Annotated in this window: 12 protein-coding genes; 2 read left to right on the top strand and 10 right to left on the bottom strand. The window is 69.9% G+C overall.

Translation table 11 applies throughout. The features are described from left to right. Positions 1 to 14: 14 nt before the first annotated feature. Entirely contained in the window at positions 15 to 710 is a 696-nt protein-coding gene (locus GWK61_RS10660; protein ID WP_194907876.1) for an MBL fold metallo-hydrolase, read from the bottom strand. A 208-nt stretch (positions 711 to 918) separates the two neighbouring features. On the opposite strand from GWK61_RS10660, the gene GWK61_RS10655 reads away from it, so the two are divergent. Continuing rightward, positions 919 to 1,743 (top strand): peptidylprolyl isomerase, encoded by an 825-nt coding sequence (locus GWK61_RS10655; RefSeq protein WP_194907874.1) that lies wholly within the window; start codon positions 919 to 921, stop codon positions 1,741 to 1,743. A 264-nt stretch (positions 1,744 to 2,007) separates the two neighbouring features. Beyond that, on the top strand, positions 2,008 to 3,252 hold the full coding sequence (locus GWK61_RS10650; RefSeq protein WP_194907872.1) for a DUF349 domain-containing protein: 1,245 nt from the start codon (positions 2,008 to 2,010) through the stop codon (positions 3,250 to 3,252). 342 nt (positions 3,253 to 3,594) lie between these two features. On the opposite strand, the gene GWK61_RS10645 is transcribed toward GWK61_RS10650, so the two are convergent. The 9 genes from GWK61_RS10645 to ruvA all read right to left on the bottom strand — a co-directional run bounded on the left by GWK61_RS10645 (position 3,595) and on the right by ruvA (position 15,279). Then, on the bottom strand, positions 3,595 to 4,152 hold the full coding sequence (locus GWK61_RS10645; protein ID WP_194907870.1) for a DUF3592 domain-containing protein: 558 nt from the start codon (positions 4,150 to 4,152) through the stop codon (positions 3,595 to 3,597). A 456-nt stretch (positions 4,153 to 4,608) separates the two neighbouring features. Then, positions 4,609 to 5,472 carry a hypothetical protein gene (locus GWK61_RS10640; RefSeq protein ID WP_194907868.1) on the bottom strand — a complete coding sequence of 288 codons (864 nt, stop codon included), beginning with the start codon at positions 5,470 to 5,472 and terminating at the stop codon, positions 4,609 to 4,611. 76 nt (positions 5,473 to 5,548) lie between these two features. Continuing rightward, positions 5,549 to 8,257, bottom strand: a complete 2,709-nt coding sequence (locus GWK61_RS10635) for a RelA/SpoT family protein (RefSeq protein ID WP_438939761.1) — start codon at positions 8,255 to 8,257, stop codon at positions 5,549 to 5,551. Between the two features lie 578 nt (positions 8,258 to 8,835). Next, the gene (locus GWK61_RS10630) at positions 8,836 to 9,399 is read right to left on the bottom strand and encodes an adenine phosphoribosyltransferase (RefSeq protein ID WP_194907864.1); all 564 of its coding nucleotides are present in this window, start codon (positions 9,397 to 9,399) and stop codon (positions 8,836 to 8,838) included. A 79-nt stretch (positions 9,400 to 9,478) separates the two neighbouring features. Further along, the gene (gene secF, locus GWK61_RS10625; RefSeq protein WP_194907862.1) at positions 9,479 to 10,651 is read right to left on the bottom strand and encodes a protein translocase subunit SecF; all 1,173 of its coding nucleotides are present in this window, start codon (positions 10,649 to 10,651) and stop codon (positions 9,479 to 9,481) included. Further along, positions 10,651 to 12,594, bottom strand: coding sequence for a protein translocase subunit SecD (secD, locus tag GWK61_RS10620; protein ID WP_228562073.1), 1,944 nt, complete (start codon positions 12,592 to 12,594; stop codon positions 10,651 to 10,653). Before secD ends, secF begins: the two co-directional genes overlap by 1 nt. A 169-nt stretch (positions 12,595 to 12,763) precedes the next feature. After that, positions 12,764 to 13,285: a preprotein translocase subunit YajC gene (gene yajC, locus GWK61_RS10615; RefSeq protein WP_194907859.1), complete on the bottom strand. Its 522-nt coding sequence runs from the start codon at positions 13,283 to 13,285 to the stop codon at positions 12,764 to 12,766. A 294-nt stretch (positions 13,286 to 13,579) separates the two neighbouring features. Next, positions 13,580 to 14,593: a Holliday junction branch migration DNA helicase RuvB gene (gene ruvB / locus GWK61_RS10610; RefSeq protein WP_194907851.1), complete on the bottom strand. Its 1,014-nt coding sequence runs from the start codon at positions 14,591 to 14,593 to the stop codon at positions 13,580 to 13,582. Between the two features lie 59 nt (positions 14,594 to 14,652). Further along, positions 14,653 to 15,279, bottom strand: a complete 627-nt coding sequence (gene ruvA / locus GWK61_RS10605) for a Holliday junction branch migration protein RuvA (RefSeq protein ID WP_194907845.1) — start codon at positions 15,277 to 15,279, stop codon at positions 14,653 to 14,655. Positions 15,280 to 15,387 lie beyond the last annotated feature (108 nt).

The raw sequence follows: 15,387 nt of genomic DNA, 5'->3' as shown, positions 1-15,387 counted from the left end.
GGTCGTGGACATCCCTACAAGCCGCGGGGGGTGATCTGCTGCGGCGCGGCCTCCGTCAAGAACGGGTTCGTGGCGCGCTCGCGGCCGATCGTGGTCTGGGGGCCGTGGCCGGACAGGACGACGGTCTCGTCCGGCTGCGGCAGGCAGACGCGGGCCAGTGACGCCAGCAACTCGTCGCGGTCGCCGCCGGGGAGGTCCCAGCGGCCGACTGCTCCGGCGAACAGGAGGTCCCCGGTGAAGAGCACCTTCGGGATGTCCTGCTGCTCGGGAGTCCGGAACGTCACTGAGCCCTTGGTATGGCCCGGGGCGTGGTCGACCGTTATCTCCAGACCGGCCAGGCTCAGCACGACGCCGTCGGTGAGCTCCCGGACCTCGTCCGGCTCGACGAACTTCGACCGCCCGAAGATCGGCGTGCCCGGCGCGATGCCGAGCCAGCTCTGCGGGTCGGTGAGCATCCCGCGGTCGTCGGGGTGGACGTAGGCCGGGACGCCGTAGTCGCCGCAGACCGGGATGACGCTCATCGTGTGGTCGACGTGGCCGTGGGTCAGCAGGACGGCCACCGGCTGAAGTTTGTGCTCCCGGACCGCCTCCTCGACCCCGGCGGCGGCGTCCTCACCGGGATCGATGATCACGCACTGCTCACCGGCTCCGGGCGCCACGAGATAGCAGTTCGCACCCAGGCTTCCGGCTGGGAATCCGGCGACAAGCACGCGCGCCCCACACTCAGTTCGGTCGATGCGGTTGGAGATTTCCCTACGCAGGTTACCGGCGGCCCCGGTCCCTTTGCGAACTCATTGGAAGCTCACAGGTGTTTTCTAGGGAACGCACCGTACACTGTGCCGCTGAAAGCTCGGATCACACTGTGGATCTGCTACGACCTCGGCCGCCAGGGTCGACCCACTATCCGGAGGCGAATCGGTGACCAGCAAGGACCGTCAGCGAGAGCTGGAGCGCGCCCGCTACGAGCGCGTCCAGGCCCGCTTGGCCCAGCAGCAGGAGGCCGCCAAGAAGCGCAACAAGATCACAGCAGCCGTGGCCGCGGTCGCGGTGGTCGGGATAGGAGTCGGCGTCGCGATCGCGACCTCCGGCGGCAACAAGACCGACAGCTCGGCCAACTCCAAGCCGACGTCGGCGTCCTCCACGCCCTCGGGCTCCCCGACGACGCCGGCGCCCACCAGCTCCAGCCCGGAGAAGATCGGCTACACGAAGACCGGCAACGCGTCCAAGGACGTCGGCGTGCCGACGTACAACGCGGCCGACGCGGCCAAGCCGTACAGCGCCACGATCTCGTTCAACTCCGGCGACCTCTCCTTCGACGCGCTGACCACGAAGGCGCCGTACACCACGTACTCCTTCAAGTACCTGGCCGGCAAGGGCTACTTCACCAACACCACCTGCCACCGCCTGGTGACCTCGGGGATCTACGTGCTGCAGTGCGGCGACCCGAGCGGCACCGGCGGCGGCGGCCCGGGCTACCAGTTCCAGGACGAGAACCTGACCGGCGCCACCTACACGGCCGGCACCATCGCGATGGCGAACGCCGGGCCGGGCACCAACGGCAGCCAGTTCTTCATCGTCTTCAAGGACTCCCCGCTGCCGGCGAACTACACCCCCTGGGGCAAGGTGACCTCCGGCATGGACGTGGTGACCAAGATCGCCGCGGCCGGCGAGGACGACTCGAACGGCCAGGGCGACGGCAAGCCGAAGCAGACGGTCACCATCAAGAGCGTGACGATCAAGTAAACAAGGGGGAGACCCCGGTCGTCGCAGTGTTCGCCCCGGTGTTCCCGCGGCACTTCCAGCGTGTCGCCGCGGTGGTCTTCCGGCATGCCCGGGACGCCGGGGCGGAACAGCGGTTCGATTCCGGAACGTGACGCGGGCCGTCCCCTCACCGGGACGGTCCGCGCTATTGTGTCCCACTGGACGACCGGAACCCGGATCCGTGCAGCTTAATTGTGGCGGACCGGTCCTCAGACACCCCGGTCCAGCAGAACTTGGAGGCTCATCGTGGGCGAGGCAACCGAGGCTTGGGGCCGGGTCGCCGAGGACGGCACCGTCTACGTCCGGACCGCCGACGGCGAGCGGCAGGTCGGCTCGTGGGCGGCCGGGTCCCCGGACGAGGCGCTGGCGTACTACCAGCGCAAGTTCGACGGCCTGAAGGTCGAGGTGGACCTGATCGCCAACCGGCTCAAGCAGTCGGGCCCGTCCGCGCCGTCGCCCAAGGACGCCCTGGACAAGATCGGCAAGCTCCGCGAGTCCATCTCCGGCGCCAACGCCGTGGGCGACCTGGAGGGCCTGCTGGCCCGGCTGGACGGCCTGGTGGAGCTGGCCGAGCAGCGCAAGGCCGAGCACCGCGCGGTGCGCGAGCAGCAGCAGGCCGAGGCCCGCGGCGCCAAGCAGGGGCTGGCCGAGGAGGCCGAGCGGCTGGCCGTGTCCACCGAGTGGCGGGTCGCCGGCGACCGCATGAAGGTCCTCCTGGACGAGTGGAAGGCCGCCCCGCGCCTGGACCGCAAGACCGACGACGAGCTGTGGCACCGGCTGTCCCAGGCCCGCTCGGCCTTCGCCAAGCGCCGCAAGCAGCACTTCGCCGAGCTCGACGCCCAGCGCGTGGAGATCCGCGCGCACAAGGAGCGCCTGATCGCCGAGGCCGAGGCCCTGCAGGACTCCACCGACTGGAACTCCACCGCCGGCCGCTTCCGCGACCTGATGAGCGAGTGGAAGACCGCCGGCCGCGCGCAGCGCGACGTCGAGGACGAGCTCTGGAAGCGCTTCAAGGCCGCCCAGGACACCTTCTTCGCAGCCCGCAACGCGGTACTCGACGAGCGCAGCGGCGCCGAGCGCGAGAACCTGGCCGCCAAGGAGATCCTGGTGGTCGAGGCCGAGGCCCTGCTCCCGATCACCGACCACCGCGCGGCCCGGGTCGCGCTGCGCTCGCTGAACGAGCGCTGGGAGGCCGTCGGCCCGGTCCCGCGCGACGCCCGCCAGCGCATCGAGGGCCGCCTGCACACGGTGGACCGCGCCATCGCCGACGCCGAGGCCGCCGAGCACTCGCGCAAGGACCCGGAGAAGCGGGCCCGCGCCGAGGCCACGGTCGAGCAGCTGCGCGCCGTGCTGGACAAGCTGCGGGTACAGGCGGACAAGGCGCGTGCGGCCGGGCAGGAGAAGAAGGCGGCGGAGGCCGAGGCTTCGATCGCGGCTCGGCAGGAGTGGTTGGCCGAGGCGGAGAAGGCGCTGGCGGAGTTCACGGCTTGAGGGCTGGTGGTGTTCGCGTCCTGAGGCTGGCGGCGTTCACGGCTTGAGGCTGGCGGAGTTCATGGCCTGAGGGCTGGCGGTGTTCACGGCCTGAGGACTGGCAGAGCTCACGGCTTGAGGCTGGCGGAGTCTGCGGCCTAAGCGCTGGCGGAGTTCACGGCCTGAGGTTGGTATCTGCGGTTGGTATCTGCGAGTTGGTTCTTTCCATCCGGGCGTCTTCCTTCGGGAGGGCGCCCGGATCGGCCTGTGGGGCAAGGGTTTTGGCGCCTTTAGGGGTTGTCCCGTAACAGGCTCATCGGCGCTGAGCGCCGGGGGTTGAGTCCACCTCACCCACCGCGCCCGCTATGCCCAGGTCTGAAGCCCGAACCCGACGGCGCCGGCCAACGCGAAGGCGGCCGCGGTGAGCATCAGCACCGCGACGACGGCGCCGGCCGCAGCCGTCCCGGGGGCGATCCGCGCCGGCCAGATCCGACTCGGGTGCCGGGGGTCGTAGCGCAGCCGGATGCGGCCGTCCGGCGCCTCGGGGAACGTGGCCCGGCTGCCGGCCCGGCGGGTCTCACCGCGCAGCGTCGTGAACTCGTAGACCCGGTGCAGGACATAGCTCTCGTCCGAGGGGTGCGGCGGCACGGTGTAGCCCGCACTGGTCGCGAAGCCCTCCACGACGACCGTCCGGCGCCACGCGGCCGGGTCCACGACGTAGTCCACGCACAGCGCCACCAGCATCCACGGCAGCCCGACCGCGAGCACCCCGAACCCCCCGGCGACCACCCACAGCGAGGCCCGGTCCCACTGCCCGGCGATCAGCAGGCCGGCCAACGTCGCCAAATGCGCCGCCGCCATCGCGATCAACCCCTTGCGCGCAGGGGACAACGTCATCCGCGCCGGGACTCGACTCCGCACCCGCACACCCTAGCGATCACGGCGTCCCGGTTGTAGCCCGAATCGTGCGCTTGCCCAAAACGTTGCTATCGCCCGAAACGCCTCACCGATAGTCGGTGCGTCGGGCGGTCGGGGTTCTGGCCTGTGAGCGATCACGCGCGATGTTCTGTTCTCGAAGTATTGACGAAGGTATTGCCCAGTCCAAGACATGTGACCGCTCACGGAAACTGTCTTTCACGAGGGGCATAATGCACGATTTTGCAGGCAGCCGCAGCCCACAACGCATGATCGGGAACATGGCCGGTATGAGCGCCGACCTCGCCGCCGGTACCTTGCTCGCCGACCCCCGCCCCGACCGACGAACAGCTTCAGTCGCGGACGGAGTCGGGCCGACGGACGTGACGTTCGGCAGTTGAGGTTCGGGACTTGAGGTTCGCGAGTTGAGGTTTAGCGCCAGCCAGGCCCGCCTGTCCGGGTTCAGTCGGCGTCGAAGACCTCGGACGCGTTCGTCGCGGTCACGGCGCGATCGAGCCACTCGTCAAGCTGCTCGCGGTCGATGCATCCCTCGATATGGGCACGCTGCTCGTCCGTCAGCGTCACGCGCCGCTTGTCCAGGACGCGGAGCACGCTCGCAGAGACACCCTCGGCACGGAGCTGCCGCGAGAACGACGAGCGGTAAAACGACGTGTCCAACGCCATCATCTGCCTCCAGATCGCGCCGGCCGGGGTGCCATCCACCCCGACGAGAGTAAGTTCGGCCAGGTCGAAGGCCTTGTCTTCGTCTTCCATGGTCTTCAGTGCCGAGGCCAGTGCTCCCAGTATCGCATCGACGTCCTCGTCATTCGCGTGGGTTAGTACGGAAAACACCGTGAGGAGAACATCGCGTCGTGCCTCCTCCTCATCTACGACAGCTGGCACGTTGTGCGGACCGACGACAAGGGCGCGGAGCGTCAGCGCAGCCCACGACCCGGCCCCACGCTTGAACGGCTGGGACGCCCACTGTGCGACGCGACGATCCTGGCAGACCACGAGTAGCAAAACAGGCAACTTGTATCTGTCTGCCAGGTACGCGAGGTAGTACATCCAGGAGTAGGGCTTGTCGCTGTCGCAGCTCCGCTGTGCTTCAACGAGCACCAGGTACGCCTGACCGTCCGCCGTGTCACAGCGCAGCAGAGTGTCGATGCGCCGTTCCAGCGGCCGGATCTCCGTCACGTCGCCGGAGATGACCGACACCACGTCGGGCGTGGGTAATGCCAGACCTAACGTCCGAAACGTCTTGCTGAGCAGCTCCGAGTCGTGTTGGAAGATCCGATGTAGGGCTTCGTGCGAGGAACCGACCATGTCCGCGACGATAATCAGGGCTTTTGCGGCGAATCCGTCTTTCCGTCCCGCTTCACACGAAAGAGTGCGAACAAACTCACGCGTGCTTGGCGCTCGTCACCCGATAGACGTCGAACACCCCTTCAACGCCCTTGACCGCCTTCAGCACCGCGCCCAGATGCGCGGGGTCGGCCATCTCGAAGGTGAAGCGCGAGATCGCGACCCGGTCCCGGCTGGTCGTGACCGAAGCCGACAGGATGTTGACGTGCTGGTCCGACAGGACGCGGGTGACGTCTGAGAGGAGCCTGGACCGGTCTAGCGCCTCGACTTGGATCGCGACGAGAAACATGGACGCCCCTCCGGGCGACCATGACACCTCCACCATCCGTTCGGGCTGGGCGGCCAGGGATTCGATGTTGGTGCAGTCCGCGCGGTGGACGCTGACGCCGGAGGCGCGGGTGATGAAGCCGACGATGTCGTCGCCGGGGACCGGGGTGCAGCAGCGGGCCAGCTTGACCCAGATGTCGTCGGCGCCCTTCACCAGGACGCCGGGGTCGCCGGCGGGGCGGGCCTGGCCGCGGCGGGACAGCTTCTCGATGTTGCCCGGGACGGTCGCCTCGGCCAGGTCCTCGGTCGCGCCTTCTTCGCCGCCGAGGAGGTGCAGGAGGCGGTGGACGACGTGCTGGGCCGAGACGTGGCCTTCGCCGATCGCCGCGTACAGGGCGCTGATGTCGGCGTGGCGGAGGTCGTGGGCGACGGTGGCCAGGGACTCGGAGGTCATCAGGCGCTGGAGCGGCAGCCCCTGCTTGCGCATGGCCTTGGCGAGCTGGTCCTTGCCCTGTTCGACCGCCTCCTCGCGGCGCTCCTTGGTGTACCACTGGCGGATCTTGTTGCGAGCACGCGGGGACGCCACGAAGCCCAGCCAGTCGCGCGAGGGGCCGGAGTTCGGGGCCTTGGAGGTGAAGATCTCCACCACGTCGCCGTTGTCCAGCTTGCTGTCCAGCGGGACCAGGCGGCCGTTGACCCGCGCGCCGATGGTGTGGTGGCCGACCTCGGTGTGCACCGCGTAGGCGAAGTCGACCGGGGTCGAGCCGGACGGCAGCGCCATCACCATGCCCTTGGGCGTGAAGACGTAGACCTCGGCGGTGGACAGGTCGAACCGCAGCGCGTCCAGGAACTCGTTCGGGTCCGCGGTCTCCTTCTGCCAGTCCAGCAGCTGCCGCAGCCACGCCATGTCGCCGCCGGGGTTGGCGGTGCCGGCGCCGTTGGTCGGCTTGCGGACGCCCTCGACGGCGTCCTCCTTGTACTTCCAGTGCGCCGCGACGCCGTACTCCGCGCGGCGGTGCATCGCGAAGGTGCGGATCTGCAGCTCCACGGCCTTGCCGCCGGGGCCGATCACCGTGGTGTGCAGGGACTGGTACATGTTGAACTTCGGCATCGCGATGTAGTCCTTGAACCGGCCGGGGACCGGGTTCCACCGCGCGTGGATGGCGCCGAGCGCCGCGTAGCAGTCGCGCACCGAGTCCACCAGGACCCGGATGCCGACCAGGTCGTAGATGTCGGCGAAGTCGCGGCCGCGCACGATCATCTTCTGGTAGACCGAGTAGTAGTGCTTCGGCCGGCCGGTGACGGTGGCGCGGATCTTGGCCTCGCGCAGGTCGCCGTGCACCGCGTCGATGACCTGGCTCAGGTACTCCTCGCGCTTGGGCGCGCGCTCGGAGACCAGGCGCACGATCTCGTCGTACATCTTGGGGTAGAGGATGGCGAACGCCAGGTCCTCCAGCTCCCACTTGATCGTGTTCATGCCCAGCCGGTGCGCCAGCGGGGCGTAGATCTCCAGCGTCTCGCGGGACTTGCTCTCCTGCTTCTCCCGCTTCATGTAGCGCATGGTGCGCATGTTGTGCAGCCGGTCGGCGAGCTTGATGACCAGCACGCGGATGTCCCGGGCCATGGCCACGACCATCTTGCGCACGGTCTCGGCCTGCGTGGCCTCGCCGAGCTTGACCTTGTCCAGCTTGGTGACGCCGTCCACGAGCAGCGCGACGGTGTCGCCGAAGTCGCCGCGCAGCATGTCGAGGGTGTAGTCGGTGTCCTCGACGGTGTCGTGCAGCAGCCCGGCGCACAGCGTCGGCACGTCCATGCCGAGCTCGGCCAGGATCGTGGTGACGGCGAGCGGATGCGTGATGTACGGATCGCCGCTCTTGCGCCGCTGGCCGCGGTGATGCCGCTCGGCGACGGCGTAGGCCTGCTCGACCGGCTTCAGGTCGGCCTTCGGGTGGTTGGCCCGGATGATCTTGAACAGCGGCTCCAGGACCACCGGCGGCCCGCCGCTGCGCGCGGAGCCCAGGCGTGCGAGGCGCGCGCGTACGCGGCTGGAGCTGGGGCGGGAGGAGGTGCCGGACTTGACGCCGGCCGCGGCGGCCGGGACCGGCGGCGCGGCGGGGAGGGAGGCCGAGCTCAGGCGCGCGGGGGCCGCGGAAGGCGGTGTGGGCACGGCTGAGGTGGGAGATGCCGGGGCCGACTTGGCACGCGGTGCGGATCCAGCCGGCGGAGTCGGCACGGGGGCCGCTGCAGAAGCAGCTGTCGGTGCGGAAGAAGACGGCGCGGGCACGGCGGAGGCGGCTGAGACAGTCGCGGCAGAAGGCGCCGGTGCAGGCACAGCCGGCGCGGAAGAAGGCGGTGCGGTCGGGGCAGAGGAAGCTGCGGGCGCCGGCGCAGAAGAAGGCGGCGAGGTCTGCGAGGAAGCAGCAGCGGCAGGAGCCGAGGCAGGCGCGGAAGAAGCAGCAGAGGCCGCCGGGGCGGGCACAGTCGGCGCTGAAGAAGATGGCGAGGTCTGCGAGGAGGCAGCAGCGGCCGCCGGCGCGGAAGAAGCTGAGGCGTTCGCGGCAGAAGCAGCACCGGCAGTCGGCGCAGGCACAATCGGCGTGGCGGAAGAACCCGCCGCAGCGGCGCCAGATCCACCCGGAGCCGTAGCGGCCTTCGGAGCCCGAGCCTGAGGCTTCCCCTGCCCCGACCCCTGCGGCTCCCCGGCAGCCGTCGTGGCGCCGTTCTGGGCCGCGGCAGTAGCAGGCGCAGGGGTAGCAGGCGCGCCGGTCTTGCCCGCGCCACCGGACCCGGAGCCCTTACCCCGGCCGGTCTTCCCCGACTTCGCAGCAGCGTCGTTGCCTGTGGCGGCCGTGCCGTTCGCGGTCCCGTTCGCCGCGGCGTCTCCGCCGCCGGTCGCGCCGGACCCGGCCGTCGTCCCGACCTGCTCCTTCGTCGCCAAGCGCGACCCCTCTCGCCTAGTGGGTTCGCCCAGTGTAACGACCGCTGCCCGGGCATTGTTTCCCAGTCGGCGCAACAGCCAGGTCAGACCACCACTCAGACCATCAGTCAGACCGCCGCTCAGACCACCAGAAGCGGGTGGATCCCGGCGTTCGGGACGGCTGCGGCGAAGCGCTCGCGGCCGTGCAGGAAGGCCAGCTCCATCAGCACCGCCAGTCCCACCGGCTCCGCGCCCGCGTCGCGCACCAGGTTCGCCGCCGCCACCGCGGTGCCGCCGGTGGCCAGGATGTCGTCCACGACCATCACGCGCTCGCCGGGTTGGAAGGCGTCGCGGTGCACCTCTATGGCCGCGGTTCCGTATTCCAGCTGGTAGTCCTCATGGTACGTCTCGCGCGGCAGCTTGCCCGCCTTGCGGACCGGCACGAACCCGACACCCGCCGCCAGCGCCACCGGGGCCGCCAGGATGAAGCCGCGCGCCTCCAGCCCCGCGACGCGGGTGGCCCCGGCCGCGCGCACCAGCTCGGCCATCGCCCCGACCACCACCGCGAAGCCCTCCGGGTCGGCCAAGAGCGGAGTGATGTCCTTGAACACGACCCCCGGGTTCGGGAAGTCGGGGACGTCGAGAATGCGAGTGGCGAGGACCTTGGACAGGTCCCCGCCACTGGGGTTTTCGGGGAAGCTCACTCCGGTGAGCTTACCCTGTGCGATCACCGCCCCCTGCCCGCGCCGAGGCGGTGCGGGCAGGTCGGAGCAGGTGAAAGCGTCAGCGCCGCTTGCCGCTGGGCCGGTTCCGGCCCCGGTCCCCGCGCACCGGCTGGTTGCGCGGACCGCGCGGCACGTCCCGCGCCGGCTCGCCGGCCCCGGCCGCCTCGAAGTCCTCGGGGTCGCCCGGGTACTCCGCGCCCAGCCGGTCGTCCTGCGTCGGCACGGCGTTGCGCTCGGCCCGCGCCGCGGCCTTGGCCTGCGACCCGGACGCCTTGCGCTTCAGCGTGCGCATCTCCGGCTCGCGCTCCTTCAGGTCGGCCAGGATCGGCGTCGCGATGAAGATCGAGGAGTAGGTGCCGACCGCGATGCCGACCAGCAGGGCCAGCGCCAGGTCCTGGAGCACGCCCGCGCCGCCGCTGACCACCGTGCCGGCGAACAGCAGCGACGCCACCGGGATCAGCGCGATCAGCGAGGTGTTCAGCGAGCGGATCAGGGTCTGGTTGACGGCCAGGTTGGCGGCCTGCGTGTAGCTCTGGTCGGTCTTGGTCGTGCCCAGGCCCTTGGTGTTCTCCCGGACCTTGTCGAACACCACGACGGTGTCGTACAGGGAGTAGCCCAGGATCGTCAGGAAGCCGATGACCGTGGCCGGGGAGACCTCGAAGCCGATCAGGGCGTAGATGCCGGCGGTGATCACCAGGTCGTGGATCAGGGCGACGATGCCGGACAGCGCCATCTTCCACTCGTAGAAGACCGCCAGGTACAGCATCACCAGCGCCACGAAGACGATCAGACCCTCGATCGCCTTCTGCGTGATCTCGTGGCCCCAGGAGCCGGAGACCAGCTGCACCGTGACCGCGTCGGGCTTGTCCTTCTGGCCGGCGTCGGTCGCGATCGCCTCGCGCACCTTGGCCAGCTGGTCGCTGCTCAGCGGCGTGGTCTTGACGATGACGTGCCGGCCGTCGGCGCTGCTCGAGCTGTAGACCTGCGGGTCCTTCACGATGGCGCCGACGTGGTCGGTGATCGTCTGGGTGCTGGCCGTGGACGACTTGATGTCGAACTGCGACCCGCCCCGGAAGTCCAGGGTGAAGTTCAGCCCGAAGACCACCAGGGACACGACCGAGATGAGCAGGAGGGCGCCGGAGATGGTGTACCAGCGCTTCTGCTTGCCGATGAAGTCGTAGGCGACCTCGCCGCGGTACAGGCGGTTGCCCCAGCTGTTGTGGGCGGACATCAGGCTTCATTCCCTTCCGCGGAGCCCCGGCGGGCGGCGGCACGGCGGTCGACGACCGTCTGGCGGATGCCCGGCGACTTCTTCACGCCCAGGCGGTTGGGGTCCAGCCCGGACCAGGGGTGGCCGTCGTTGAAGAAGCTGCGGCGGGCCAGCAGCGTGACGATCGGCTTGGTGAAGGTGAAGACCACCACGATGTCCAGGAGGGTGGTCAGACCCAGGGTGAAGGCGAAGCCCTTCACCGTGCCGACCGAGACCTCGTACAGCACGAAGGCGGCCAGGAAGGACACGAAGTCCGAGGAGATGATGGTGCGCCGGGCCCGGACCCAGCCGTGGTCCACGGCCGTTCGCAGGGTTCTGCCCTCACGGACTTCGTCGCGGAGCCGTTCGAAGAAGATGACGAACGAGTCCGCGGTGATGCCGATGGCGACCACCAGACCCGCGACGCCGGCCAGCGAGAGCCGGAAGCCCATCGCCGGGCCGAGCAGGCTCGCCAGCGAGTAGGTGAGGATCCCGGAGATCAGCAGCGAGGCCACGGCCACGAGCGACAGACCGCGGTAGTAGGCGATCAGGTAGGCGACGACCAGCACCAGGCCGATCCCGCCGGCGACCAGGCCGGCGGTGAGCTGGTTGCCGGCCAGCGAGGCCGAGATCTGCGAGACGTCGCCCTGGTCGAAGGTGATCGGCAGCGCGCCGTACTTCAGCACGTTGGCCAGGTTCTCGGCCTGCTTCTGGGAGAAGGTGCCGGTGATCCGCGCGTTGCCGTCGGTGATCGGGGTCGTCACCGTGGCCGCGCTGTAGACGACGCCGTCCAGGTCCACGGCGAACTCGCCGCCGTTGCCGTTCAGCAGCGTGGTGACGCGGCCGAAGTCCGTGGCGCCCTTGCCGTTGAAGGACAGGTCCACTTCCCACTGGCCGGTCAGGAACGCGTTCTGGCCGCCGGCGGTGACCGCGTTGGCCGAGGCGCTCGTCAGGTCCTTGCCGTCCACGTCGGCCGGCTGGAGCAGGTACGGCACGTGGGAGGTGAAGTCACAGCCGACCGCGAACGCGTTGGCGGGGAACTTGCTGCCCAGGTCCGACGGCGGCTTGGTGCAGTCGATGGTCTCGTACAGGAACAGCGTGTCCTGGCTCGGGGTGGTCTGCTTGACCGTGCCGTCCGGCGCGGTGGCCGGGGCGCTCGGGGACGCGCTCGGCGCGCCCGAGGACGGGTTCGCCGCCGGGGTCGAAGGCGGGGTCGAGGGCGTGGACGCCGAGCTCTTGGAGCTGGCGGTCGCGGTCGCGGTGCCGCTCGGGGAGCTCGGGGTGGTGCTGGGGGTGGCGTCCTTCAGACCGGAGTCGGCGACCCGGTGCTGGGTGGACGTCGCGGTGCCGGTCGGCGTGGACGGAGTCGAGGACGTGCTCGGCTTCGACGACGTGGCGCCGCTGCTGCTGCCCTTGGACGAGGGCGTGCTGGACGCCTTGGAGCCGGACCCGGACGGCGTGCCGGTCCCGGACGGGCTCGGCGTGGAGGTCTGCGGGGTGTTCGGCGTGAGGCTCTGCCGCAGCGGGACGCCGTACTGGGTGGGGTCGGAGACCACCACGCGGAAGTACAGCTTCGCGGTCTGGCCGAGCTCCCTGAGCAGGTCCGAGGAGTTCTTGCCGGGCAGGTCGATCTCGATCGAGTTGTTGCCCTGCTTGGTCACCTGGGCCTCGGACACGCCCTGGCCGTTGACGCGGTTCCGCATGATCTGCAGCGCCGTGTCCATGTCTCCGGAAGCCGGGGTCTTGCCCTGGGCGGTCATGGTCATCGTGGTGCCGCCGGCGAGGTCGATGCCGAGCTGGGGCGTGCGGTGCCCGGTGCCGATCATGGTGCCGACCAGCGCCATGATGACGGCGGCCAGCGCCGTCAGGGGGGTCCATGGGCTCGTCTTGCGGTTCCGGGACCGCGGAGCCTTCGATCCGGCCAAGGGATTCGTCCGTCTCTTCGTGTCGTGTCGTGTCCGGCGACGGCGCGTCGGTCACACCCCACGCCGCCCCGCCACCCGGACCGGGGTTCACAGTCCGTGGCGGCGGTGCGACCTTACAGGTTTTCGTTGAGGAAACCTTTTGTGTTGGCGAGCCAAGTCGGGACCGGGGTCACGACTTCGCCGGCTCGGCGTCCTTGACCTCCTCGGCGGAGCCCTCGGAATCGGCCGGCTCGGCGTCGGACTTCGCGGTGTCGGACTTGTCGGTCTCGGACTTCACGGCGTCATCGGCGTCATCGGCGTCGGCCGGCTTCGCGTCCTGCGCCGGCACGGCGTCCTGGGCCGGGATGGCGTCCTGCAGGCCGTGCGGGGCGTCGCCGATGCCGCCGGGGGTCGGCGCGTCCTCGGCGTCCTCGCCCTCGGGCACGTCCTCGTCTTCCATGATGATGCCGACGATGGCGGGCTTGCCGAACTTGATGCGCGTCCCCGGGGTGGTCTCCACGATGGCCCAGTCGTCACCGACCTCGACGATGGTGCCCATGATCTGGGCTGTGGTCCGCACGTACGCGCCGGGCTGCAGGTGCTGCAGCATGTCGGACTGCTGCGCCCGGGCCCGCTTCTGCGGACGGATCATCATGAAGTAGAACATGGCCCCGATCAGGACGATCCAGATCAGGAAAACGGGAGATCCCATAGGTGTCGCTGGTCCTTGTTGAAGACCGCCGGCGCCGGGCCGGGCGGTCGCTGATGGGCGGTGGGGGGCACCGCCCGACTCGCGGGAGTTTATGCGAGCGGATACGCCCCGAACAACGGTCCGGGGCCTACGGCCGGTTCCCGTGACCCAACGTAGTCGAAATCATCCGGAACTTGTGAACCATGGGAGCCTGCAGGGCCGCAAGTCGCCTGGTGGGAACGATGAGACCGGTGATGTGCCGCCGGTTCGCGTGATATGCCCGATATCAAACGGGTATTGACGGCCAGCCCCGGATCAGGGTGCACTGAGCCCGAAATGCGCCCAGGCCGCGGCGGTCGCGATCCGCCCCCGCGGCGTCCGCGCCAGCAGGCCCTCGCGCACCAGGAACGGCTCGGCGACCTCCTCGACCGTCTCGGACTCCTCCCCCACCGCCACGGCGAGCGTGGACAGCCCGACCGGCCCGCCGCCGAACAGCTTGAGCAGCGCGTGCAGCACCGCGCGGTCCAGCCGGTCCAGGCCGCGCTCGTCGACCTCGTAGACGTCCAGCGCGGCCCTGGCGATCTCCAGGTTCACCGCGCCGTCGGCCTTGACCTCGGCGTAGTCCCGGACCCGCCGCAGCAGGCGGTTGGCGATACGCGGGGTCCCGCGCGAGCGCCCGGCGAGCTCCTTCGCGCCGTCGGCGTCGATGCGCACGTTCAGCAGCCGGGCCGAGCGGTTGACGACGTGCTCCAGGTCGACGGCGGAGTAGAACTCCAGGTGCGCGGTGAAGCCGAAGCGGTCGCGCAGCGGCGCGGGCAGCAGCCCGGAGCGCGTGGTGGCCCCGACGAGCGTGAACGGCGGCAGCTCCAGCGGGATCGCGGTGGCCCCGGGGCCCTTGCCGACGATGACGTCGACCCGGAAGTCCTCCATCGCCATGTAGAGCATCTCCTCGGCGGGCCGGGACATGCGGTGGATCTCGTCGACGAACAGCACCTCGCCGTCGGCCAGCGAGGACAGGATCGCCGCCAGGTCGCCGGCGTGCTGGATGGCCGGCCCGGAGGTGATCCGGATCGGCACCTGGAGCTCGTTGGCGATGATCATCGACAGCGTGGTCTTGCCCAGCCCGGGCGGCCCGGACAGCAGGATGTGGTCCGGCGCAGCCTCCCGCATCCGTGCCGCGTCCAGCACCAGCGACAGCTGGTCGCGCACCTTGGGCTGCCCGACGAACTCGGCCAGCCGCTTGGGCCGCAGCGCCGCGTCGGCCGCCTGCTCCTCGACGTCGCCGGTGACGGCGGCGCCGGAGACGAGGCGTTCGGTTTCCTGTTCCACGAGCTCCTCTTTTATGACAAATGCCGGCTTCGCCGACGAATCAGATCAGCTGAGCCCCACTACTTCTTCATCGTCCGCAGAGCCGCCTTCAGCAGCGGCCCCAACTGTACGGTCTGCCCGGCCGCCTCCTGCTCGGTGGCCAGCGGGCTGACCGCGGTGACCGCGTCGTCGGCCTCGCGCGCCGACCAGCCGAGGCCGGTCAGCGCCTCCAGCAGCTGGATGCGCCAGGAGCCCAGGCCCGCGCGGCTCCAGCCGTTCTGCGCCTGCCCCGGCACCGCGCCGGTCGGCGGGCCCAGGCGCTCCTTGAGCTCCAGCAGCAGACGCTGCGCGCCCTTCTTACCGATGCCCGGGACCTGCGTCAGCGCCGCCTCGTCGCCGGTCATGAAGATGGTCCGGAGCGTGTCGGGGGCGTGCACCGACAGCATCGCCTGCGCCACCTTCGGGCCGATGCCGCTGGCGGTCTGCACGAGCTCGAACACGGCGCGCTCGTCGTCGGTGGCGAAGCCGTAGAGGGTCAGCGAGTCCTCGCGGACCACCATCGCCGTGAAGAGCTTGGCCTTCTCGCCGACGCTCAGGGCCGCCAGCGTGCCGGGGCCGCAGTGCACGAGCATGCCGACGCCGCCGACCTCGACCACGGCGCTGGTCGGGTTCACCGCGGCCACCGGGCCGGACACGAAGGCGATCACGCGCCACTCCTCACTGTGCTGTGCTCATAGCTCGTCGCTCATAAGTGTGCTCACTGCCGAGTGTGCTCACTGCTGCTTAACGCCGCTCACTGCTGCTCACTGCTGCTC

Source organism: Catenulispora rubra (assembly GCF_015356825.1).
GTDB classification, from domain to species: Bacteria; Actinomycetota; Actinomycetes; order Streptomycetales; family Catenulisporaceae; genus Catenulispora; species Catenulispora rubra.
This window is presented reverse-complemented; position numbering and strand designations above follow the sequence as displayed.

Bases quoted from the DNA above. Each gene is read 5' to 3' on its own strand.
- GWK61_RS10640 (WP_194907868.1), bottom strand. From the start codon at position 5,472: ATGGTCGGTTCCTCGCACGAAGCCCTACATCGGATCTTCCAACACGAC.
- secF (WP_194907862.1), bottom strand. From the start codon at position 10,651: ATGTCCGCCCACAACAGCTGGGGCAACCGCCTGTACCGCGGCGAGGTC.
- yajC (WP_194907859.1), bottom strand. From the start codon at position 13,285: ATGGGATCTCCCGTTTTCCTGATCTGGATCGTCCTGATCGGGGCCATG.